Consider the following 22,627-nt stretch of genomic DNA (forward strand, 5'->3'; position numbering starts at 1 on the left):
CCCATCGACCTGTCGCTATCCATAGCGAACCTATCGGAAAGCCACCAACCAGACGCAACGCATAGATCAGATCAAGTTACTGCGGACCGCCCTCTGAACGTAGCGGGGCCGTCTGGCAGGCGGAAGGGCAGTACACCGAACGAAGCTCCCACGCTTCGTCGCGGCGGTCGGGCGCTGAACCAGCGCTCCACCGGAGGAGTTTGCTCCGCAACCCACATGGGTTGCCAACCTTTGCAGACATCGTGCTGCCCGGTGTCGCGGCCAGCCGCACGGCGATCGAGAAGGCTCGGCTTGGTGGCGTTGCGCCAAGTGTTGGCGAGGAAGCGAACTCGTTCATGATGCCGACCAGCCCAGGGCCGATAGCGCCGCTCGCACTGCATCGCCATAACGGCGATTCACCGGCGGTGGGCGAGACCGATGCCGCAGTCAGGTTCCCGTTCAAACGGCGAAGCCCCGGCATCAGCCGAGGCTTCGCGATGTAACGACAAACATGGGCGCAACGACAGAGGTGCCCTCATGCCCCAGACATCAACTCAGGGTCACCCGTTCGCCATCGAACTCGGCAACAAACTCGGCCTTGCCGCCAAGGGCAGCGATGTACCGGGCAACCGTGCCGACCTCAGTCTTCGGCAGTTCGCCGCTCTCGATGGCGACGACGCGCGGCTGTGAAACGTTCATGCGGTCGGCAACCTGCTGCTGAGTCAGGCCGCGCTTCTCGCGCATCTCACGCAGTCGCGTTGCGCGTACCTCGCCGCGCATGCGCTCCTTGTGCTGCTCAACCTTGGCCTCGTCGAGGTTTATGCGGGAGCGGACATCCCGCCAGCTTCGCGCCATCAGTGCTGTCCCTTCAGCTCTCGCAGATGATCAGCGAACTTCCTGTCGGCTTCGAGAATGCTGGTTTCGTACCAGCCCTTCCAGTTGCCGCTCTTGTCACCCGCCACCAGCAGGATGGCTTCCCGCTGAGGATCGAAGGCGAACAGGATACGGATCTCGGTTCCCCCGGCCGAGCCTGGCCGCAACTCCTTCATGTTCTTGTAGTTCGAACCCTTGACCCGATCAACCAACGGTCGACCGAGCGCCGGACCCTCGGCGGCGAGCAGATCGATGGCCGCAGCGACCTGGTCAGCGGAGTCGGGGTCAGACTTCGCCAAGTCAAGCAGCCAGTCCTCGACGTCCTCGGTAAGGCCGACCTCCCACTCGCTCACACACCCACTATAGCCCAGAGATAATGCCTGCGTTATGGGGAGAGTAGAGCGCGGGCGGAGGGTAGAAGCGGACGCCAGAGACGAGACCTCCCGCTGCCGCCGGTCATCGGTGCCGAGTTCAGCCCCGAGCGCATGGATGGGCGCGACCGGCTCGGACCTTCTTGCTGGGCGGTCGCCATAGCCCTCCACCGCCCGGAGGCAAGGAGAAGTGGCCGGCAAGCGGGCAGCCGGGACCGGGGTGCTCCGCGGGTGCTCGGATGTTCCGGTGCCGGAGCGCACTCACATCGCGATGGCCGGATTCGCGCCTCTGCCGGTCACTCGTCGTGGCGTCGCTTGCGATAGAAGTGGCGCGGACCAGCCCAGACGCAGCCGGACCACACGGCCGGAATCCGGGCGGCGGAAAGCTCCGATGCCCCGAAGTGGCTTTGTCTTGTTCTGGGCACTTTTAATCCTTAGGTTCTGGGTTCGAGTCCCAGGCGGCCCACCATATAAGCGTTCTGCTCAGTCATCCTGCGGGTGATCAGCGCGAACCGCATGAGGGCTAGGACCTCGATGCCGGCCCTTGCTGAGCCCGCAGCGGCGCAGTCCGCCGCCCCCGCCCGGTCACCAAGCGCAGCATCTCCCATTCCTGACCTGCCGCGCTATCGACGCGCGACAAGCCCAGCTTGCGCCAGCCTCGCTGGGTCACTAGCGGCCTGCTGGTCCCCGTCATGTGCACTTGCGCGCGACCCTTGTCATGATCCGCAGACCGCTATTTGCCGCAGTTCGGGCACCGCTCATGCAGGCGTACCGCCAGAGTGTTGGCCGTCGCGCTGGATCGCGCACGGATGGCGAGCGCGGCAGCCAGGGTGGTTGCGCCCAGGAGGAATATGGCTGCGGTCGTCCCGGTGATGACGCGGAAGTCGGCGTAACCAGCACCGACGACCGGGACGATGTTTTCGGTCAGCGGGTACAGGCCCAGCAGTCCGATCGGGGTGAGCAGGACAAGAAGAGCCCAGAGTCCTCGGGCGTCACCGCGCAGCGACAGCACGATCGCGGCGAGCATGGCGGTCAGCAAGAGAGCCGCGCCGGTTTCCGGTAGGAACGCGGCCCCGTAACTAAACCGGTAGAACCACGCGCTCTCCCCGGACAGGACCCCAACTGCAATGAGGGCCGCCGCCGCCGCGACCGCCAAGGGCGTGAGGCGATGGCGTCGCGCCGTCTGGGAAGGAAAAGCCAGTGCCAACAGGCCCAGGGTTACCTGGGGCACCAGAACGAACAAGTACGGGCGGGGCAGCTCGAACAGGGCAGCGACGGTAACCACCGCGGCGGTGAGGAACAGTGCCAGTCCGATGGCGACGCGTGCCCACGGGGCTGGAGCAATCACATGAACGACGGCCGCCAGCAGCCAACAGCCCCACACGACGACGCCGGTGGTAGCGAATGGCCCGAAGGCTGGCGCACCCCAGCTAGCCGAAGTGGTGACCACCTCGGCGGCTCCCCAGAAACCCGCAAGAGCGGTCGCGGTGATCAAGCTGAGAACAGCGGCGAGGCGTATGCCAGGTATGAGGTCAGCGGCGCCAGCAGCGCGTAGGCGCTCACGGACACCTCCAGCCAGCACATCGGCGACGTCGAACATCGACGGCCAGTGGCGATCGGGGTCCGCCAAGTCGAGATAGGTGCCGACGATTTCGCCGCCCCGTGCCTGGCGGTAGCCAGCGGGGTATGCCCGCAGCAGCTGCCGGTAACGGCGTTCCAGGTTTCTCATGCCAGCCCTCCCAGGGCGCTTGGGGCAATGGGTCGGGCGGCGGGCGCCAGGGCACCCAGGCGGGCGGTCGCCGCCTTCACATTGCGCCGCAGGCGCTCGGTCTCGCCGGCGAGGGTGGCATTACCGGTTGTGGAGAGGCGGTAGTAGCGGCGCTGGCGGCCGTCGACGACCTCCTCCCGGTCGGCCTCGATGAGGCCGGCGTCCACCAGTCGGTCAAGCGCGCCGTACAGGGTGCCGGGCCGCAGGGACAGCCGACCCTCGGACAGGGCCGCTACCTCCCTGATGATCCCGTAACCATGCATTGGCGGGCCAGCGAGAGCGGTCAGGATCCAGAAGGTCGGTTCCCGCAGAGGTGCATCCACCATGGCAATATATCGGGCACAAAGGTATGACAGGGGCAAACCGCCGATAACGTCTGAGTCGACCGAGCTAGCGCGTCCGCCGCTGGGTCGCATCAGGGAGAAGTCGGCCGGTGACGATGATGAGCGAGGTCATCACGGCTTCGGTTCTGCCGTAACTTGTCATGGCGTTGAGGAAGGCCTCCCTTCGTCGGGCGGTGGGTATTCGGCAGCGTTTCGAACGATCTCCTCAGCGTCGAACATGACGTCGGCGACGATCTCGTAGTCGGCGACCCGGGCCCGTAGTGCCGCGAGTCGAGCTGCGGCCTGTCTAAGGCGTCGGCCCTCCACATCGAGAGCGGCGAGCAAGTCGGTGTCGTCGATCCACGTCAGGACGTGGTCGACCTCGATCTCGTCGTCGGAGTCGGCGGGGTCCGTGATGTCTAGGGTGCTGGCCATCCATCTCAGTAGTTCGACCTGCTTGTCGAGTGCTACGCACGGTTCGCCGCTGCGGAGGGCGTCGACGGCGCGTTCGTAGGCGGGCGCGGGGACGGGCAGCGGGGGTGCGCCGGGTGTGTCGTGAGCGACGATGACCGCGGCCAGTTCAACTGCTGGGGTGACGGCGGCGAACCTACGGACTTCATCGCCGTCGTCGACTTCGATGATCTTGTCCGGGTCCTCAAGGGGTACCGCCTCGACGGTGGTGATGGTGCGGCGCTTCGTGTCGTCCGGCGGGCGCGGATCCATGAGGGTGCTGCTGGCGACGGTGATTGGGGTGTCGGCGGGCAGTCGCTGCATCAGCTTCGCGAGCTGGCCGGCGGTGCGGATCTTGACTCTGCCGTCGACGAGGACGTCGTGTACTGCTGCGAAGGCGGCGGCTTGCTGTTCTTGGTGTTCCTGCCAGTCGCTGATCAAGGTGTTCCTCCGAAGTTGATATTGGTGCTCGTGGTTTCGGTGCCGTGAGGCGTTGTGTATGGCGCGGTGACCCGCTGGCTGCGTGGCGGTCTAGGTCAGGTTCGCGTCGGGTCGTTCGGCACGTATCTGGGCCATGACGTTCACCGTCCGCTCGCCCGGCGACTCGCTGTCGATCCGGGGACGGACGGAGGTACGCCGTGCCGGTGACGCCGCAGTCCAGCCAGGGGAGGATTCGTCTGCGGCCAAGTCCAGGTTCGCTCGCTCCGGCTGGCTGATCTCTGATGGTCTCGATGCCCCGTGGCCAGCATCGGTGACCGCTCGATGCCGTACGGCACCGTCAATCTCGCCAGACGGAGCCTCCGGTCCAGGGTTCGCGCGCGGTGGTCGCTGGGGTGGCGGATGGCTGGAGCTCTGCCTTGCTCCTCTCGGTAGCGGGCTGCGTAAAAGCCGGTCGCGTCGACCTCGTCGGCGGGGGCGGCGACCCCGAGGGCTGCCGCCCCCCGCCTGGCGGGGCTGTCTGTCTACGCTGCGCGCTTGCGTCGGCGGGGGAGTAGTTCGGCGGCGGCTTCGGCTTTGGCGCGTTCGACGTCGAGTTCGGCGATGACCGAGGTATAGACGTCGGTCATGGCGGCCGAGGAGTGGCCGAGGAGTTCCTGGATGTCTTTGAGGTCGGCGCCGGCGGCTTTGAGGTAGGTGGCCGCGCAGTGCCGCAGGTCGTGCAGTCGGATCGGGGGTAGGTCGGCGTCGCGGACGAGGACCTCGAAGCGGTCGGTGACCGCGTAGGGGTGCCAGGGCTGCCCGTCAGGTTGAACGAAGAACAGCCCGGTGTCGGGCCAGGTGTGGCCGGCGGCGAGTTTCCACTGGGCGCGGCGGGCGTGGTGGGCCCGCAGGACGACGCGGGTGATGCTGGCCATGGCCATGATCCGGTTGCCGGACTCGGACTTGACCTTCTTGATCACGGGTGTGTAGCCGTGGGTGGCGATCTGTTGGGTGACGCTGATCAGGGAGTTGTCGAGGTCGACGGCGGTGTCGGTGAGTCCGACGGCCTCGCCGCGGCGCAGGCCGCGGTGCAGGATGAGCGCGAACAGCGGGTAGAGGGCGATGTCGTGCTCTTCGGCGTGGTCGAGGAACGCGCCGGCCTGCTGTGGGGTCCACACCATGACCGGGCTGGGCCGCTCGCCGGTGTCGCGCCACCGTTGTACGGCTTTGGTGGTCCATACCCGGGCTTTGGGGCGTACCCCGGAGGGCAGCTCGATGTGGGCGGAGGGGTTGAAGTCGATGAGCCGGTTGTTGCCGCGGCGGATGGCGTCGTTGAGTGCCTTGCGCAGGGTAGCGCGGATGCGGTGCATGCTGGCCGGTTTGGTGGTGCGCAGGCCGCGGACGCTGGCGCGGATGGCGGGGTCGTCGCTCTGGCGGGCGATCTCGATGGCGGTGCTGCGGTCGGCGATGGCGGCGAACATGGCCTCGACGTGCTCGACCCGTAGTTTGACCAGGGCGATGGCGCCGAGGTGCGGGACCAGGTGGACGCGGATGTGCGACTCGTAGGCCAGCAGGGTGTTGGGTTGGACGCTGCTGAGGCTGCGGCGGGATGCCAGCCACGAGTGCAGGTACTCGCCGACGGTGGTCGTGACGGTGGCGGGCAGTCCGGCGCGGACCCGTCGGGCGATGGTGTCGCGGTCCGGCAGGGGTGCGCCGGCGGTGACGGCGAGGAGCATGTCGGCGATCTCAGCGGCGACTGCCGGGTCGTCAGCAGCGAGGGCGAGCAGGGCTTTGGCGTGGTCGCGGTCGCCGGTGGCGGCGTCGCGGGTGTCGAAGGTACTGCGGCGTAGTTGCCGGCGCGCCTGGCCGGGGTGGGTGGGCAGTTCGAGTTGGTAGGCCCACCGGCCGTGGGTGGGATTCCACGCTCCGCTGGGCCGGCGCAGCTGGGGGCAGTGGTTGCCGAGTTTGCGTCGGTTGCCGTCGCGGCACGCGCAGCGTTTGAAGACGGATCCTTCCGCCATGATCAGTTGTCTCCCTCGGGTGGGGTGTTCGGCAGCCGGTGGCTGCGGATTGCGTACGGGGTGATCCACGCGTGCCTTCCGCCGAGGATCAAGTCGTCCCCCGGCGATGGGGTGGCTGATGGCTGTCGTCGCCGTCGGGTAGGTGCAGGGCGTGGAGGATGGCGGCGATCGGCACCCGGTAGCGGCTGCCGAAGCGCAGTACGGCGACCGGGAACTCGCCGCGCTTGGCCAGGTCGTAGGCGACGGAACGGGATAGCCCGAAGATCCGGGCCGCGGTGCTCAGGTCGGTGACCATGCCCAGGGCGCGAATCCGCTCGGTAGTCCATGTGCCGGGTGGGAGGTCCTCGACGGTGCGGACGGGCTGTGTGTGCTCGATGTGAGGTTCAGGGGTGCTCATCGCGGTGGTCCTTCGCAGTGGGAGAAGGCGACGGTGTCGCCGGGATGGTTTCGGAACGGCGGGGGTGAGGCGGCAGGCGACGTGGCGTCGACTCGATGGCGACGATCGGGTCTGCGGCGTTGGTGGCGTCAGGTAGCGTCCGGACGCTGGTGGCCGGTCAAGTGAACGGACCGAGCTGGTACGAGCCGGGCAAAGGTCGTGGTGGTGCGACGTGGAGCTCGCTCAAGCCGAAGCCGACTCTGAGCCGGACGGGTCGGGCTCTGACACCCTCAAACCCGTGTTTGTGTGCTCTGGCGAACGCCTGCCGAACTCACAACCGCTCACAGCGGCTCGCAGGGCCACCCGGTCGACTGTCCGTTCTCAGTGGAGTTGATCCGGGTGCAGCGCGCTGAGCTGGGCGGATCAGTTCGATTGAGAAAGCGGGTCGTCGGGTTTTCTCAGTCGACCTGATCCGCGTCGGCGTTCCGGGCTGGTCTTCTCAGTTGACCTGATCCTGGGGTCGCTTCGGTCGTGGAACTTCTGGGTGATGTAGTGGCAGACGGAGCTGCAGGACTGTTCGGTGCCATCGACCACCGTTGGTCTGGGCCCGCGTGTGTCGCGTTCGCGTGCCGACGTGTCACACCAGCCGATCTGTCACTGAGTTCTGTCTGTCACGGCAGATGGCGTGACAGGCTTGTGGATATCTGGCGCCGTGTCAACGTGACAGGTGCCGGTGGCGCGGACATGACATGGACGCGATCGTGGCAGGCAAACCGGCACTCATGCTCATGGATGGACACTGTTGTCGCAGGACGCTTCCGGCAGCGGCGCGACGGTCATGGCCGGCGGGCCGCCTACCGGCCTGTCTGAGTGGCGTGGTGGCAGCGCGCCGGGATGGCCAACGTTGGTGCGCACATGTCCCGTGACCAAGCCTGTGTCACTCGGCGTCCGTGTCACGTGTTCACGGACTGTCCCGGCCCTGCTCAGCGGCGCTGCCGGACACTTTGTCAACGATAAACGTTGATGACATGCGCGTCATCTCGGACGCCGGCCGGGCCGTAGTGACGGAAGTTCTGGCTACCTAGGGATCACGTTGCATACGCGATGGAATCGCCGGTCGTCGTTGAGTTGGCGCTGGTGTCACAGCCGTGTCCGAACATGTGACCGGCGCCCTGCCGGCAGTCCTGTCACGTGGCCGTGGCCATCCTCGCGCAGCGAATGTCAATCAACGGTTTCGATGACATGGCCTCGCGCGTCTGCGGGTGGGGCACCGGAACGGGCGTGTCGCAGGCTCGGACGCTGATCGGCGCCTGGTGTGGACACGGTGCCAAACGCGTGATCGTCGCAGTCGGACGCTCGGTCCTGACGATCTGGCACCTGCTGTCCGACCCCGAAGCCCGGTTCCGTGACCTCGGCAACGATCTCTACCTCACCCGAACCGATACCGAACGCCGCAAACGCAGCCACATCCACCAACTCGAAGCCCTCGGCTACCGCGTCACCCTCGACCTCGCCGCATAACCACCGCTACACCACGACCCATCCCACGCCGCTTCGCGACGCGGGATGCTGCCGCCTGTCTACGTACGGTTCGATTTTCGAGTTAGGGACCGCGGACGTGGCCGTCATGCGCCCCGGGTGCCAGCGGTGCTTGCCCTCACGGCGCTGGTCGAGACCCCATAGGCAACGAGCTGACTGCTGCCTGTCCGTTCTCAGCGAAGTTGCTCCGGGTGGAACGCGCTGAGCTGGGCGGAGCAGATTGATTGAGAAAGCCACTCGGCTGGATTCTCAATCAATCTGCTCCGCAGCCACGTTCTGCGGCGCGTCGCTCGGCCCGGCCGCGTTCGCCAGTGGGACCTGATCGCGAACCTCGTCCTCAGCATCGTCACTGGTAGAGCCGGGTTCACGCCCTCCTATCACGGTGGGAACGCGGCGAGCAGGTGAAAGAACCAGGGGTGGTCGGAGCAATTGAGAACGGAGCAGATTGCCTGAGAACGGACACCGCCGTCCGCTCGGCGTGGCGAGGCGCTGTGAGCGGTTGTGAGTTCGGCAGGCGTTCGCCAGAGCACACAAACGACGGTATGAGTGTGGGAGCGCCGATCTAGCAACCGATCGGCGGAACTGGCCCTGGCCCTGACCCCGGCCGCCTGCCCGGTGTCTGCGAGCAGCGGCTGCCCGACAACGTAATCCTCGCTGACGTGCTGCCGCGGGCCTCGCTCCTCATCTATGACCCCGACCGCCCGTACGACGAATCTGTCATCCCACCCGACCGGCTGATCCCTGGCCGGTCCGATGGTCCGGCCGAGGGGCAGGCCTCATCGTCCATCCGTGACCACGAGCGCGGCGGACCGCTTGGCGCTCAGGCGAAGATGAGCGTTGATCGAGGCCGCCATTGCGGGCGGGATGCCCCGACACCCTCAAAACGAGGTTTGTCAGCTCTAGCGAACGCCCCCCTGGTCTGACAGGCCTCTGACAGCGCAGCCGGTTGGCCTGACAGCCCTGGTCACGGGCCTACCCGCCCTTGCACGCCGAATCCACCTCTGGACGGACAGCACCGCTGACTGTCAGAGCTTTGCCGGCTGATCCCCGATCTTGATATGAGACATCAGCAGGGACGGGAAGGGCAGACACCTCGGCCGGCGGCATCCCCCCGCCAACCGGGGCGCATGCCGGCTGAGCTGCTCTGTCAGCCTTGCTAACGGTTGTGTGCGAGCGGTGTCAGAGTTTGTCAGACCAGGGGGGCGTTCGCCAGAGCTGACAAACCCCGTTTTGAGGGCGAGGAGGTTCCAGCGGCCGGTACAAGACCGAACCCAGACCGCCGCAGGCTCCGTCGGGCCCACAAGACCGGCGTCGGGCGACCCACCGCACCTGGGTGGCGATCTATAGCTGAATCGGCATCGATCGGTTCGCTACGAACGGCCGAACGGTGCCGACCTTCGCTCGGCTGTCCGGCGTCACGGCCGTGGAAGAAGGGTTGTGGGGGTTGCCGTTTGCTTCGGATCCGAACGGCAACGTTCACCGCCGTCACAGCGCAGGCCAGGGCCGCTGCGACGGATTCCGATCGACAGGCGACTGACACTGTCCGTGTCACCGAGAGTGGGCCATGGGGGCCGAATGAGGGAGGTTGGCATGTCGAACCAGGCTTTCGTGCGGCGTCTGCGGACCTCCGGTGGTCCGTCGCATGACCTGCTCGTCCTGCTCGACACCCACCGAGTGCTGACCACCAACCAGTTGGCTCGGGCCACCGACGCGCCGGTGCGCACGGTCCGGCACCGCCTGGACCGGCTGCGCACCGCCGGCCTCATCGACGCGGTCCGCCCCGGACGGGAATCCGGGTCCGCGCCACGGCACTGGTGGCTGCGCACCACCGGAGCGAGGCTCGTCTCGGGAACCGCCGCCGCGCCCGGCCGACAACGCCCATCCGGACTGCACGTCGCGCATGCCGCGACGATCGGCGACATGTGGCTCGCGGTCCGCGACCACGGCCCGGCCGCCGGACTCGCGCTGCGCAGGTGGTGGTCTGACCGGGCTGGCTGGCAGGCATGGGAAACCCGCTCGCCCGGCTGGGGCACCCGTACCCGCCGGCTGACCCCAGACGCCGCGCTGCTGGTCGACGTCGACCACGGCGGGGTCACCGGCACCGCCGCCGCGTTCGTCGAGGTCGACCTCGCCACCATGACCCAGGCCGTGCTCCGCGACAAAGTCACCCGCTACCTCGCCTACGCCGCCGACCGGGCCTGGCAGGACCGGTGGCCGCACTGCCCGCCGCTGCTGCTGCTCACCACCACCGACGCCCGCGCCGCCACGTTCCTCGCCGCCGCCAGCAAGCAACTCGCCGCCGCCCGCCGCGACCACCAGGCCGGCGGCGGGCAGGCATGGCGGGACATCGCCGACGCGAACAGCCTCGTGGTCGCCGCGTGCGGGCTCGTACGCGACCCCACCGCCGCCATCGGCGCCCCGGTATGGCTGCTGCCCGACCGGGCCGCCGCACGCGCCTCACTGCCGCAGCTCCTCGCCGGCCGCATCGCAGCCGAAGTCCGGGCGCAGCACCACTACGACCAGGCCGCCTCTGGGACCGACCGGCGGGATCGCATCGACCAACTCGGCGCCATCCGCGAGGCCGCCGACGAGGTCGCACGGCACCTGAATATCCCCGCCGTCGCGCACCTGCTCGCCCGCTGGTACCCGGCCACCCTGCCCGACCTGCACGACCAAAACCCGGAACTCGTCGACACGCTGCTGGCCTGGTGGGCCAACCGTGACGACCCGCACCTGACCCGCCAGGCCGGGACCGCTCTGCTCGACCGGCACACCGACGTCTGGACCGAGCAGGCCGAACAACTCCTCACCGCCGCCGACCGGCACGGCGACCACCTCCGACTACGCACCGCCGCTGCCACCCTCGCCAACGGAGGCCAACTCCTCGACAGTTGGATGCTCGACGAGCTGCGCCAATCACCGTCTCGATCCTGGGCTCAGGTCCAGGCAGCCGCGATCGAGGGCTACCAGACTGCCCGCGACGACGAGGTCACCGCCGTTCGCGCCCACCTGCCGTGGCGGGCCCGCCGCCACACCACCATCGACCAGCTCACCGTCGAGCACGACCGCGAGCACCTGCTCATCTGCGACACCTGCGCGATCACCTACCCCCGCCCCGACCCCCACGCTGAGCATTGGCGCGACGACGAAGCCTGCCCGCACTGCCACACCGGCACCCCACTGCCCTACGAGCGCCGCGACCAGGTCGCCACACTCGACCGACGGCTGACCGCCATCCGCGCTCACCTGTACGCCGTAAGCCCTGCCCCACCGCGAGGACCAGGCCGCCCGGCCGAATAGACCGCGTCGACGTAGACGGGCACCTGCAACCGCTCGGGCCGGCTCCAGCGCCGTCGCGCTGCGCCAGCTCCGCCTACCCACGATCACGAAAGAGGCGGACGAACTACGCGAGGCGGGCACGAACGTCCAGCGGCAAACCCCTGGCCGAACTCGGCTGCGAACTTGGCGCACCTATCACCGTATGGCCCGCTGGGAAGGCCCCCGATGGACGGTGCCGCTGTGGCTCCACCCCGCCGAACGCGCTCACCATCCGCACCAGTGTCTAACCGAGCAGACCCTGCAGGTGCCTGTAGTCGTCGCGAACCGTGACCACGCCATGCAGGCCGGTGTCGGCCCCGCAAGGCCGCTGTGGTGGCCACACGGCCACCAACAGTCTCCACACCCTGGCCAGCCTCGCCGTCGCGCCGCCATACCTGCGAGCCCGACGACGGGCCTGACGCGTTCGGCTGCCCTTCGGTTAGTGCCTTAAGCCCGAGCCGTCGCATGGCTGAACCCACGGCTGGCACCCACTCTCCCCGCCGGAGGAATCCGAAACGCCAAGACGCTTCGGTCCTCCTCCTAGAGACCGGCGGCAAACAACCGCATCCGGCGACCTTTCCTGCGAACCCCCTCGGTGTCGCGTCCACGCGGACGTCCGAGCACAGGGCCGACGACCCGCCACCGCAACCCCTTGATCCACCGTCGCGCAGCGTCGCGGCGGACGTGAACCCCACCCGCGCGACCGCACCGACGCGTCGCGCGGGCAACCAATCCACCGCTGCCGCCCATCGGCGGCACAACACCGGAGGTACCGGTCATGTTGACCCCCTACCACCCACAGTTCATCGTCCCGTCCACCCAACCGATCCCGGCGGAAATGGTCATCGCCGAAACTCAACGCCTGCGTCTTCGCGACCGGTGGGTCGTCGAGATGCTCGCCGAGCACCGCACTCTGACCACCGTCCAACTCACCGCACTTGGCTTCGCCACCGACACGGCGTCGGCCACCCGGCGTCTGAAGATCCTCGCCCGCCGCGGCTGGATCGACCGGCTCCTCAGCACCGCCGCCGACGACGCAGACCACACCCTGTGGTGCGCGGGCCCGCTTTGCACCCACCTCAGTTCACTCGGCAGCTACCAACGCGTCACGCCGGCGCAGGTCTACCGAGCCCGCGACCGGCTGTGCGAGGACCCGCGCCTGCCCGGCCTGCTCCATGCCAACGACTTCTTCATCGACCTGGCCACCCGCGCCCGTACCCAGCCCGGCACCGACCTGCGGACCTGGTGGTCACCACGCACCTGCCGACTCATCACGACACCGCGACGCGCCGCCTGGCACGGCGAGTACATCCACGCCAGCAACCGACACGCGTTCTGGTACGAACCCGACCCCGGAAGCATCCACACCAGCGCCCTCGCCAACCGCGTCCACCACTACCGGCAGCTGGCCGAACAAACCGGCCTGGCGACCCTGCTGTTCCACGCCGAGGACCCGCAACGGGAACAGCACCTGCGCTGGTACCTCGACCGCCGCAACGTGCGACACCTCACCGTCGTCACCAGCAACCCCGAACAAGGCCACCCCGCCGATCCGGTGTGGCAGCCCATCGGCGAAACCCACCGCCTCGCCCTGACCGACCTCCCCCACACTCCCGAGCAGTGGCCGCCCGACAACCTGATCTACGACATCAAGCCACGCGCCCCGCACCCCGTCTACGACCCCGACCGCCCCGGCGACGAATCCATCGCCGACGGCGAATACCACTACCCGTCGAACCACTGACCACCTGACCGCTCTCCCTCGGCCGGCCCAAACTGGGTCGGCCGAGGGCGGGTACCCCGAACACGTGGCGCGGCGACTCGCGGCGGACGACTTCGACCGACCAAGTCGGCACGGCCAAGCAATCCCGCCATGCCGTCCGACAAGTTCGCGCTCTCCAACGAGCACGCGACCGGCCGGCTATCGGCAGCGGTCGCTACATGCTCAGGCGACCCGGCCCGCGGCGCCCAGCGGTGTCTCCGTTGAGGTGGCGATCGCGCCGCGGTTGGGGAGCTTTCGGGCTCCAATCGGCACCAGTGATGGCGAGTCGGGGCTCATCGCGCTCGTGACGGCGTCCAAGGGACTACCTCAGAACCGCCAGTTCTTGTGCCTCGTCCGACGACCGAAGATCTGCTGCCAGGCGCACCTTCGCGCCGCCGACTGGGAAGTCGAAGAGACCGGACGACTTGATCTTTGGGAAAAGGTGAGCGTCGATCGTGTCCACCGTCCGTCCGGTAGTCCGTGCCGGACGACGTGACCGTCGACGAAAGGGACCTCATCATGCCTCGTGAACGCCTCAGCCTGCTCGCCGTGATCCCCGGCGATGTGATCGATGCACTCCTGTGGCGGCTCGCCCTCGACGTCACCGCCGCACACCAACCCGACAACCACGGCAACTGCCGCAACCTGCAGTGCGCCGGCCAACGCGGCATGTGCGCCGCCGCCCGCACCGCCCGCCGAGCCATGAACCTCGCCCGGCCAGCACGGCCAGCCACCACCCCGCCCACAACCCGGCGACCGCACCGGCGCGCGACCGTGGCCGCCTCCCGGCCGCTGCCGTTTCGTGGCTGGTTCACCACCTCGCCGGCACAACCAGCGGCTGACAGGCTCCCGCAGCGATCTCCTCAGCCATCCATGTCGGCACCGACGGCCGCCTAGGACGACACCCGACCTGACCGGCCAAGGGGACGGCAGCGATTGTCGTATCTAGGACTGGGCCGGTGTTTCTCAGCGCCTGGCCACCGGTATAGCTTCATCACCGATATATTGAGGCCATGGCCACACCTACGCCGCTACGGGAGCCCACCTTCCTCATCCTTACCGCCCTCGCGCGGGAGCCCATGCACGGCTACGGCATCATCAGCGACGTTGCCGCGCTCTCCGGCGGTCGGCTGGCGCTGCGACCCGGCACTCTCTACGGCGCGCTTGATCGCCTCAGCGACGAAGGGCTGGTCGAGCGGGACCACGAGGAGGTCGTCGAGGGACGGCTGCGCCGCTACTACCGGCTCACCGAAGTGGGCCGGTCCGTGCTCACCGCGGAGACCGAACGACTGCGCCGCAACGTCGAGGCCGCCAGTCAGCGGCTACGGATTCGGCCCGCAGGCATCCCCGCCGCCGGCGGCACCTCACGCGCCCCTATAAACCTCCCGGGGGCGGTCGGCCGCCCCACCCTTCGACCGACCGGAGGCCTGGCATGAACCAGCCCAACCCCGCGCCGGAGCAGGCCGGATCACCGCTGGAGTCCCGCTACCGGCGACTGCTGCGGGCCTACCCGGGTGACTACCAGGCCGAGCGAGGCGACGAGATCGTCGGAACGTACCTCGACACGGTCGGACCGGGGCGGCGCTGGCCCTCCCCGCACGACGCCCTCGACCTCCTCAGTGCCGGACTCCGGGAGCGACTGCGCGGGTACGGCGCCCTCGGGCTGGCCGCCGCCCTCCCACTGGCCGCGACCGCCGCGCTGAACACCCTCGTCGCACTGGCGGCCTTCCTGCTCCTCCAGGTCGAGCTGAACGACCCCCGCGTCACCGGGCTGGACCCGGCGGGTCCGTTCCAGACCATCGGCGCCGTCATCTGGCTGGGCTGGCTGGTCGTCGGCCTCACCGCGACGGCGCTGCCCGGGTCTTGGGCACGAACCGCCGCGGCCGGCGGCCTCCTGCTGACCGTCGCACTGCCACTCGTGGCCGCTCTCATCGGACAACCCCGACCGCCGCTGTCCGTGCTGCTCCCCGCCATCGCGCTTGGCCTCGCCACCCTCGCACTGCCCTCTCATTCCAGCTGGATCGCACGAGGCCTGCCGCTCCTCGCGGCCGGCTTCGGAACAGCCCTGTCCGCGGCTTTCAGCTCCGCCGAGAACGGCGGGAATTGGTTCGTCTCGTACAGCTCGACCCCGGAACTTCTGGCGATGGCCGGTGGGCTTCTGTTCGCCCTGGTCCTACTCGTCGGACTCGGCCGCGCCCTGCGCGCCGATGACACCGGACTCTGGGCGACGCTGCTCCTCACCACCCCCGCCGGTCTGTTCGGCACCGATCAACTCAGCCAGGCGATCTGGGGGACCAGCGGCGGCGGACACACCCCGGCGGGCCTCGTCGTCACCACTGGGTCAATGATTCTTCTCGCCAGCGCGGCGCTGCTCACAGTTGCCCTCGCGTGTCAGGCCGCACGACACCGGACCGTACGTCGACGACTGCTCGATAACGCCTGCCCGACCTGCGGACACCAGCCGGAGGCGGCAGCAGAGGCCTGACCATCCCGCAACCCCAGCTACCTCCGGAGGTAATCAGCGGTGTCGGCAGGACCTGACCTGTTCGGTCGGTCGTCTCCTCAGCACCCGAACTTGAGCCGGACCGCCCGCGCGACGGCGTCGAGGATCACCTGGCCGTCGACCTGCACCCGCGTCAATGTGGGGATAGGCGGGCGAGCCAGGGCTCAGGTCCGCGTCGTCTCCACTGCAGGCCGAGGGCCTTCGATCGCAGAGGATCGCCGGGTATGCCCTCAATGTGAGCTGTATCTGGACCTTCCGCCGACGTCGGTCGAGGCGCAATGGGTACTGGTAATCAGGGTGAGAGCTGGCTGGGGAGCCGGGTGGCCCTCTACCGAGATGCCGAGGTGACGACTGTGACGACCAGTGCCGATGGCGGCGGCTCCCCGCCGTCTCGGGATGGTTCTCAAGCCTGGGTCACCACAGCCCAGGGATCTCATTTGCGAGGACGGCGTACACGGGACACCGCACCCGAAATGGCGTTGCGCCGCGCCGTACACGCACTGGGTCTCCGATTTCGCCTGGGGCGAACCCTGTTCAACCGTTGCCGGCCGGACCTCGTGTTCCCCGGTCCGCGCGTCGCGGTGTTCGTGAACGGGTGCTTCTGGCACGGATGTCCGCAGCACGGACCCTCCCGATTCCGTGGTCCCAACGCCGAGAGGTGGAGGACGAAGATCGCCACGAACAGGGCCCGTGATCAGCGGGTCGACAACGAGTTGATCGAGGCCGGTTGGCGAGTGGTCAGGGTGTGGGAGTGCGAGGTGCGTCGAGGGGCTGAAGAGGCGGCGCATCGGGTTGTTGTCGAGGTGCGTGGCCCGTCGTGCGCGGACACCACCCCCGCGAGTCCGGTCGGACGGACGGCCGCCGGTCAGAACCTCGCCCCTGGGTGACTGGGCTGCCTTCTGCTTTCGGACGCTGCACACCTGTTCGACCTGCGGGTGGCAAGCCGGATGCGGCCCGGTTCGCTGTTCGTCACATCCACCGCGGTCCGCCCGGCTGGTCCCAGCCGAGCGCCCTGGTCGTACCCCTGTTCTAATCTGGCGCGCGTGTCGAGAGGAGGCGCCGTCATGCATCGGGAAGCTTTGATCCCCACTGCCGACGGCAGGCAAAGTTCACCAGAATCTCCTCCCAGTTCGCGCGTAGGCGAGCGCTCGACCGCCCTGCTTTCCGCCTCAGAGGTTGGCTTCTGGCACATCGCTGTGCGTCCCATGAGGTGGGTTGCGAAGGAGTGTGACATCCTGGTCCCCGTCGTCGTTTGTCGAACGGAGAAAGCGTCGTGAGCGTGCGAAACCTGTACAGCGTGGCGCCGTCTGCTGCGCGGTTGACCGACTCGCTGCGTGACATCGGTTACGACTTCCCGACCGCAGTGGCCGACGTGGTGGACAACAGCGTTGCCGCGGGCGCGAGTAAGGTCGAGATCGACGTCGTTTTCGACGGGTCCGACTCGTGGGTGATGATCGCCGACGACGGCGAGGGTATGAGCGCCAACGGTCTGTTGGAGGCGATGCGTTACGGCAGCCGACGCGACTACGGTCGCGGTGATCTCGGCCGCTACGGACTGGGGTTGAAGACTGCCTCTCTGTCTCAGTGCCGGTCCTTGACGGTGGTCAGCCGCAGGAGGGCGGCCACGGCCCGCACCGTGTCGCGAATGATCGATCTCGACCTCATCGCCGAGGTGGACGACTGGGTCGTCGCCGAACCGGAAGACGACGATCAGGTCAAGCGAGCCCGCGAGACGGTGGCGGACACCGGGGGGACCGTGGTGCTCTGGCGCGGACTCGACCGTGTCCTGCCGGAGCGTAAGCCGGAAGGCGGCTGGGCGCGTCGCCGGTTGGAGGCGCTGGCAGCTAAGACCGCAGACCACCTGGGTACGGTTTTCCACCGTTTCCTTGAGGGTCAGGTTGGCGATGGTCTCGTAATCACGATCAATGGCGAGAAGGTCCGGCCGTGGAACCCGTTCGCTCCGGACGAGCCTGCCCGCGAGGTGCTTTCTCCGCTGCGCTTCGAGGTCACAGTCGGTGAGGCCACCGGCACGGTGGCACTGCAGCGGTATGTCCTGCCGTCCCGCGATCAGTTCACGTCCCAGTCGGAGTTCGAGCGGCTGTCAGGCCCGCTGAACTGGAACCGTCAGCAGGGCCTTTACATCTACCGCGCCCAGCGGTTGGTCCAGTGGGGTGGCTGGAACGGGATGCGGGGCATCGACGAGCACACGAAGCTGGCGCGGGTGGCGCTGGACTTCGACACGGACCTTGACGTCGTGTTCAACATCAACGTGGCGAAGATCAGGGTGGCGATGCCGCCGCAGCTGCGTCAGTTGATTGAGCGTCCCGTTCACGAGCTGTGTATGCGTGCGGATGACGCCTACCGCAAGAACTCGCGCAGTGCCGCCGAGGGCTCGAAGGTAAACCCCGAGCAATTGGCCGCCTTGTCTCGCGGTGAGGCGTCTGGGGCGGCGCCGCCCATGCCGGTTGTCGGGTTGGCGCTGCGCGCCGCAGCAATGCGTGCTGGCGAGTACGCGGCCCTGCAGCGTATCGGGGAGATGTTGCGGGCTGAAGCCCCTGACGTCGCCGCCGCGCTCGGCTTCAGGGACTGACCACCGGCTGCCGTTCGGTCCGACTACCCCGTTTGGCAGCCTCGCTGCATGCTTCGTTCAGCGGGCAGCGGGGACAGGCGGGGTCGGTGGGACGGCAGACGGAGGTAGCCAGCTCGATCAGGCCTAGATGCGCCCGCCGTGCGTTCTTGTCATCGCCGATCATTCGGGCGACGGCGAGACGCCCCGCGGTCATCCTGTGGCTGCGTTCGACGTGCTCGCCGGTGAAGCGGGCGGCGACGCGGTGGGTGCCCTTGGTGATGAGCACGGGTTCCTCCGCGTCGTCCTCGTCGCGGGTCGGGATTGCGAGAACGGCGAGGTCGATTACCGAGGCGTCGACCCCGCGGAGGCTTTGGATCTTATCGTCGTCGAGCAGGTCCGGTTGCGACGCGAGCGTGCGGGCAAGTTCGAGCAGCCGCTCGGCGCGGTGCTCGCGATTAATCCACCGGCCGATCTCGACGAGTTCGTCGCCGGCGTCGATGGTGTCCTGCGGCTGCTCCCATCGTTCGAGCAGTGACCAGAGGATTCGGACCTGCTCGGGTGCCGCCCGGTCGAGGAGCATCTCGGCAGAGATGACCTGCCACCGCGTCCGGGCACGCAGCCATGGGAGGGTCGGCTCGCCGAGGTCGTCGAACCAGGTGGTGAGGGCCTGGGCTATGTCGCGGCTGCGGTAGGGGACTGGCCTCAGGGCGTCGACCGCTGTCATCACGGCGCGTCCAAGCTGGGTGCCGAGCGCCGGGGGTACGGCGTTGCCGATCTGCCGGAACGCCGCCGACGGTGGGCCGGCGAAGCGGAACCGGTCGGGGAAGGTCTGCAGCCGCGCGGCCTCACGCACGGTCAGCGTGCGGTCCTGCCGGGGATGGATGTACCAGTAGCCATCCTTGGCGATGTGCGCGGTGATGGTGCGGGAGTAGGTGTCCTCGCTCAGGCGCTTGTACTTGTCGTCAAAGATGTCGTCGCGGTAGCGCTTGACGTCGTCCGGCAGGTCCGAGTACCGGGTGCCGGCGTCCATCATGTCGAAGGCGCGCAGGTCGTCCTCGCGTACCGGTCGGGTGATGTGGTCAAAGATCTTGCCCGCGTCCGACGGTGCGACACCCCTGCGCATGTGCCTCTGGAAGGCAAACACCGGACCGGTGTAATCCGTCCAGCCGTCCGCCCCGCCCTCGGGCCTCCAACCGCCCTCGACCTCGGGTAGGTCGCTGATCGCGTTCCATACCGACACCCGGTCCGGTACCTCCTCCGGCCAGTCGAAGGCGATCCCGTCTCGTAGTGCGACCAAGATCAGCCGCTGGCGGAACTGAGGTACGCCGTAGCGCAGGGTGTCGACGACTCTTTCTTCGACCGCGTAACCGATGGACTCCAACTCGTGAACCATGGTGCGGAGGATGAACATCTCCCGGTCGAGTGCCATGTCGGGGACGTTCTCCATGATCACGGCGGCCGGTCTGGCCAGCTGGATCACTTCGAGGAACGAACGCCAGAGGTCCCGGCGTTCGTCGTGGGCCGGCCGAAGACCATGGCGGACCTGGTGACGGATCAGCGAGCGGCCCGCCCGGGAGAAGGGCTGACACGGCGGACCACCGGCAAGCAGCTCGATCCCCGCCTCCCTGACCAAGGCGGCGATCCGTCTGACATTGCCGGACTCCCCGAGGTCGCAGTCGAGGGTGAGGCCCGGGTTGTGGTGTCGGTGCGTCTCGACGGACTCGAGGTCGCGGTCGGCCGACAGGACCACACGGAACCCAGCTTCGGTGAGACCCAGACTCAGTCCACCGGCACCACAGAACAGGTCCGCGGCCAGCCGCTCGCCGCGATCACGGCACGCCGCCGCGAAGCGGAGGAACTCGTCGTCGTCCTTGCATGCCTGATGGTGTGGAGCCAGGCGCACGAAAGGGCCACGTACGAGCTTGACGCCGTAGCCTGCCCGAGGTCGTTCGACGGCATCGTCCGTCACCCGTGTCACCTCCCGATCGGTCAGAATGCACTGCGCAGGTTACCTCTGCGGTCTGACGCCGCGCGTCCGGCCGCTCCGCGTTGTCGCCACGGGCTCGCCGAACCTGACGAGGTCGCACGAGAATCCTCGGCCTCCGATCGCTCCAGAGGTGGTTGGTTCGGCCGACCCCCAACAGGACCGTTGCGGTGACCGTGCCTCGGCCCAGTGGGTCTTGTCGGTCCTGTCCTTATCGTGGAGAGTTGGTGCCATCAGCGACCGAGTCGGCGCGTACTGTCACCGCACGTGCCGAACGATCCTCCGGAGAACTGCATGCCCCTCACGAGTCCGCCCGGGACGTGTGGCCCGCTGCGCTGTGCCTGCGTCCTGCGGCACAGGGGCCCGCGTGGCTGAACCGGACGTCGGTGCCTACGCGCACGGCCTCATCGAGGACGTCAGGGCCCAGGCTGAAATCGAGGGCTGCGACCTTCATGAGGCCTTCACCCAGCTGATGCTCGACCAGCTGACGGCCGACGGGCACACCGAAGATGCCGTGGCTGTGCACTTCAAAGACCACGGAGTCGAGGTCAGCGGTTACGGTGCCGCGTCCGACGACCGGTCGTTGGACCTGTTCCTCACCTACTACAGTCCCCGCGCCGACGACGACCACAAAATCGGGCGTGCCGACGTCGAGGCGGCGTTCCGGCGTATGGAAAACTTCCTGTCTCGCTGCGTGCGGGGCAGCATGGCAAGGCGGGACCGGTCCTCCGAGGTGGCCGGAATGTGTGAAGCCGTCGCGGAGAAGTTCGGCAGAGTCGAGTCAGTCCGTCTGGTGCTGGTCACCAACGCACGCAGCGTCGCGCGCGACGGCGTTCCGCCGATGTTGTTCGAGGGGCGGCACGTCACCCGGGAGTTGTGGGACCTGCGCCGGCTGGCGAACTGGTCAGCATCCGGGAACAAAGCCGAACCAATCGTGGCGGAGTTTCCCGCAGGTCTGCCCTGCCTGGCCACCCCGCGCACGGACGAGGACTACTCGGTCCTCCTCGCCATCGTGCCGGCCCGCGGCCTCGCCGACCTGTACTCGACACACGGAGCCAGGCTCCTGGAGCTGAACGTCCGCTCGTTCCTGCAAGTGCGTGGGGCGGTCAACCGAGGCATCCTCGACACCCTCAGAGGCAACCCGGAGCGGTTTCTCGCCTACAACAACGGCATCGCGGCCACCGCGTCGAGGGTGGACTTCGAGGATGCCCCGTCAGGGCAGCGGGTCATCCGTCGCATCCACAATCTTCAGATCGTCAACGGCGGGCAAACCACCGCGACCATCCACCACGCCCACCGCAACAAGGTGGACGTCGACGTGGCGTACGTGCAGATGAAGCTGACGGTCGTGTCACCGGACCGCCTCGACGACATCGTTCCGCAGATCTCGGCCTACTCGAACACCCAGAATCGTGTCACCGCCTCGGATCTGAAGGCGAACAGCGCGTTCCACGTGGATGTCGAGCGCATCATGCGGACCTTGTGGGCGCCGCCCAGTGCCTCACATCCCCACGACACCCACTGGTTCTACGAGCGTGCCCGAAGCCAGTACGCCAATGCCCTGACCCGTGAGGGCACGCCTGCCCGGCAGAAGGTGTTCAAGGCAGCCAACCCGCCCGCCCAGAAGTTCACCAAGTCGGACCTCGCCAAATTCGAACATTCCTGGGCCAAGGAGCCACACCTGGTCAGCCTGGGTGCGGAGAAGAACTTCACTCTGTTCTCGCAGGGCCTCGAAGAGCAGCCCCCCGCGGTGGACAAGCAGTACTGCCGACACCTGGTCGCCAAGGCGATCCTCTTCCGCAAGGTCGACAAGCTCGTCGCCAGGCAGAACTTCGGCGGCTACAAGGCAAACATCGTCACCTACACCGTCGCGAAACTGGTCCAGGGGACGGGTGAAAGAGTCGACCTGGACCGCATCTGGCGGACGCAGGACCTCACGCCTGCCCTGCAGGACGCCGTCACCGACCTCTCCCTGCTCGTGCACAAGGTCATCACGTCACCGCCCGAGGGTCGCACCAACGTCGGTGAGTGGACCAAGAGGCCGGAGTGCTGGACCGCCGTACAGGATCTCGACTGGACCACGCCGGCGCCGCTCGCGGCGGAACTCGTCGATATCGACACCTACGGCCCCGACATGGACCTGATCAGGGGCACCACCGCGACCGACTGGGCTGACCTCGCCGCCTGGGGCGCCGAAACAGGGCACCTCGACGCCGAGCACCGCGGATCCGCAGCAGAGATCGGCCAAGCCATTGACCAGGGGTGGGACCCCGCCGGCAAGCACGTAGGCACCGCTTTGGAGGCCATGCGTCGCGGCCGACGTAACGGGTTTCGTCCAGTCAGCGGATTCTGAATGTTTCGCCGGCACCAC

General features: G+C 67.8%; 17 protein-coding genes. 9 read left to right on the forward strand and 8 right to left on the reverse strand.

From position 1 onward, the window contains the following. Positions 1-528: 528 nt before the first annotated feature. The 7 genes from ABZS40_RS30965 to ABZS40_RS30995 all read right to left on the reverse strand — a co-directional run bounded on the left by ABZS40_RS30965 (position 529) and on the right by ABZS40_RS30995 (position 6,602). Positions 529-834, reverse strand: coding sequence for a helix-turn-helix domain-containing protein (locus ABZS40_RS30965; RefSeq protein ID WP_354947418.1), 306 nt, complete (start codon positions 832-834; stop codon positions 529-531). Continuing rightward, the gene (locus ABZS40_RS30970) at positions 834-1,205 is read right to left on the reverse strand and encodes a type II toxin-antitoxin system RelE/ParE family toxin (RefSeq protein WP_354947420.1); all 372 of its coding nucleotides are present in this window, start codon (positions 1,203-1,205) and stop codon (positions 834-836) included. The genes ABZS40_RS30965 and ABZS40_RS30970 overlap by 1 nt, the downstream gene beginning before the upstream one ends. A gap of 751 nt (positions 1,206-1,956) precedes the next feature. Next, complete coding sequence (locus ABZS40_RS30975) at positions 1,957-2,952, reverse strand: hypothetical protein (RefSeq protein WP_354947421.1); 996 nt, start codon at positions 2,950-2,952, stop codon at positions 1,957-1,959. Continuing rightward, positions 2,949-3,314: a helix-turn-helix transcriptional regulator gene (locus ABZS40_RS30980; RefSeq protein ID WP_354947423.1), complete on the reverse strand. Its 366-nt coding sequence runs from the start codon at positions 3,312-3,314 to the stop codon at positions 2,949-2,951. Before ABZS40_RS30980 ends, ABZS40_RS30975 begins: the two co-directional genes overlap by 4 nt. Before the next feature lie 159 nt (positions 3,315-3,473). Continuing rightward, positions 3,474-4,205, reverse strand: coding sequence for a hypothetical protein (locus tag ABZS40_RS30985; protein ID WP_354947425.1), 732 nt, complete (start codon positions 4,203-4,205; stop codon positions 3,474-3,476). A 521-nt stretch (positions 4,206-4,726) separates the two neighbouring features. Then, positions 4,727-6,205: a tyrosine-type recombinase/integrase gene (locus tag ABZS40_RS30990; RefSeq protein ID WP_354947427.1), complete on the reverse strand. Its 1,479-nt coding sequence runs from the start codon at positions 6,203-6,205 to the stop codon at positions 4,727-4,729. A gap of 88 nt (positions 6,206-6,293) precedes the next feature. Further along, on the reverse strand, positions 6,294-6,602 hold the full coding sequence (locus ABZS40_RS30995; RefSeq protein WP_354947429.1) for a helix-turn-helix domain-containing protein: 309 nt from the start codon (positions 6,600-6,602) through the stop codon (positions 6,294-6,296). Positions 6,603-7,772: 1,170 nt separating this feature from the next. Between ABZS40_RS30995 and ABZS40_RS31000 the strand changes: the two genes are divergently transcribed. The 8 genes from ABZS40_RS31000 to ABZS40_RS31035 all read left to right on the forward strand — a co-directional run bounded on the left by ABZS40_RS31000 (position 7,773) and on the right by ABZS40_RS31035 (position 18,293). Then, positions 7,773-8,102: a hypothetical protein gene (locus ABZS40_RS31000; RefSeq protein ID WP_354947431.1), complete on the forward strand. Its 330-nt coding sequence runs from the start codon at positions 7,773-7,775 to the stop codon at positions 8,100-8,102. 1,608 nt (positions 8,103-9,710) lie between these two features. Beyond that, a complete protein-coding gene (locus ABZS40_RS31005) occupies positions 9,711-11,420 on the forward strand; it encodes a replication-relaxation family protein (protein WP_354947433.1) in 1,710 nt (569 codons plus the stop codon). Between the two features lie 796 nt (positions 11,421-12,216). Then, positions 12,217-13,182, forward strand: a complete 966-nt coding sequence (locus ABZS40_RS31010; RefSeq protein ID WP_354947435.1) for a replication-relaxation family protein — start codon at positions 12,217-12,219, stop codon at positions 13,180-13,182. Positions 13,183-13,719: 537 nt separating this feature from the next. Next, on the forward strand, positions 13,720-14,097 hold the full coding sequence (locus tag ABZS40_RS31015; RefSeq protein WP_354947437.1) for a hypothetical protein: 378 nt from the start codon (positions 13,720-13,722) through the stop codon (positions 14,095-14,097). A 116-nt stretch (positions 14,098-14,213) separates the two neighbouring features. Continuing rightward, complete coding sequence (locus tag ABZS40_RS31020) at positions 14,214-14,636, forward strand: PadR family transcriptional regulator (RefSeq protein ID WP_354947439.1); 423 nt, start codon at positions 14,214-14,216, stop codon at positions 14,634-14,636. Next, entirely contained in the window at positions 14,633-15,685 is a 1,053-nt protein-coding gene (locus ABZS40_RS31025; RefSeq protein WP_354947441.1) for a GlsB/YeaQ/YmgE family stress response membrane protein, read from the forward strand. The genes ABZS40_RS31020 and ABZS40_RS31025 overlap by 4 nt, the downstream gene beginning before the upstream one ends. 296 nt (positions 15,686-15,981) lie before the next feature. After that, positions 15,982-16,590: a very short patch repair endonuclease gene (locus ABZS40_RS31030; RefSeq protein ID WP_354947443.1), complete on the forward strand. Its 609-nt coding sequence runs from the start codon at positions 15,982-15,984 to the stop codon at positions 16,588-16,590. Positions 16,591-16,976: 386 nt separating this feature from the next. Continuing rightward, positions 16,977-18,293: an ATP-binding protein gene (locus ABZS40_RS31035; protein ID WP_354947445.1), complete on the forward strand. Its 1,317-nt coding sequence runs from the start codon at positions 16,977-16,979 to the stop codon at positions 18,291-18,293. Here ABZS40_RS31035 and dcm read toward each other — a convergent pair. Further along, positions 18,283-20,241: a DNA (cytosine-5-)-methyltransferase gene (gene dcm, locus ABZS40_RS31040; RefSeq protein ID WP_354947447.1), complete on the reverse strand. Its 1,959-nt coding sequence runs from the start codon at positions 20,239-20,241 to the stop codon at positions 18,283-18,285. The genes ABZS40_RS31035 and dcm overlap by 11 nt on opposite strands. Before the next feature lie 382 nt (positions 20,242-20,623). Here dcm and ABZS40_RS31045 point away from each other — a divergent pair, with 382 nt between their 5' ends. Further along, complete coding sequence (locus ABZS40_RS31045) at positions 20,624-22,609, forward strand: AIPR family protein (protein WP_354947449.1); 1,986 nt, start codon at positions 20,624-20,626, stop codon at positions 22,607-22,609. Positions 22,610-22,627: the final 18 nt, after the last annotated feature.

The organism is Micromonospora sp. NPDC005324 (assembly GCF_040607155.1).
In the GTDB taxonomy this organism is placed as follows: Bacteria; Actinomycetota; Actinomycetes; order Mycobacteriales; family Micromonosporaceae; genus Micromonospora; species Micromonospora trifolii.

Bases quoted from the DNA above. Each gene is read 5' to 3' on its own strand.
- ABZS40_RS30965 (WP_354947418.1), bottom strand. From the start codon at position 834: ATGGCGCGAAGCTGGCGGGATGTCCGCTCCCGCATAAACCTCGACGAG.
- ABZS40_RS30975 (WP_354947421.1), bottom strand. From the start codon at position 2,952: ATGAGAAACCTGGAACGCCGTTACCGGCAGCTGCTGCGGGCATACCCC.
- ABZS40_RS30990 (WP_354947427.1), bottom strand. From the start codon at position 6,205: ATGGCGGAAGGATCCGTCTTCAAACGCTGCGCGTGCCGCGACGGCAAC.
- ABZS40_RS30995 (WP_354947429.1), bottom strand. From the start codon at position 6,602: ATGAGCACCCCTGAACCTCACATCGAGCACACACAGCCCGTCCGCACC.
- ABZS40_RS31005 (WP_354947433.1), top strand. From the start codon at position 9,711: ATGTCGAACCAGGCTTTCGTGCGGCGTCTGCGGACCTCCGGTGGTCCG.
- ABZS40_RS31010 (WP_354947435.1), top strand. From the start codon at position 12,217: ATGTTGACCCCCTACCACCCACAGTTCATCGTCCCGTCCACCCAACCG.
- ABZS40_RS31015 (WP_354947437.1), top strand. From the start codon at position 13,720: ATGCCTCGTGAACGCCTCAGCCTGCTCGCCGTGATCCCCGGCGATGTG.
- ABZS40_RS31020 (WP_354947439.1), top strand. From the start codon at position 14,214: ATGGCCACACCTACGCCGCTACGGGAGCCCACCTTCCTCATCCTTACC.
- ABZS40_RS31025 (WP_354947441.1), top strand. From the start codon at position 14,633: ATGAACCAGCCCAACCCCGCGCCGGAGCAGGCCGGATCACCGCTGGAG.
- ABZS40_RS31030 (WP_354947443.1), top strand. From the start codon at position 15,982: ATGGGTACTGGTAATCAGGGTGAGAGCTGGCTGGGGAGCCGGGTGGCC.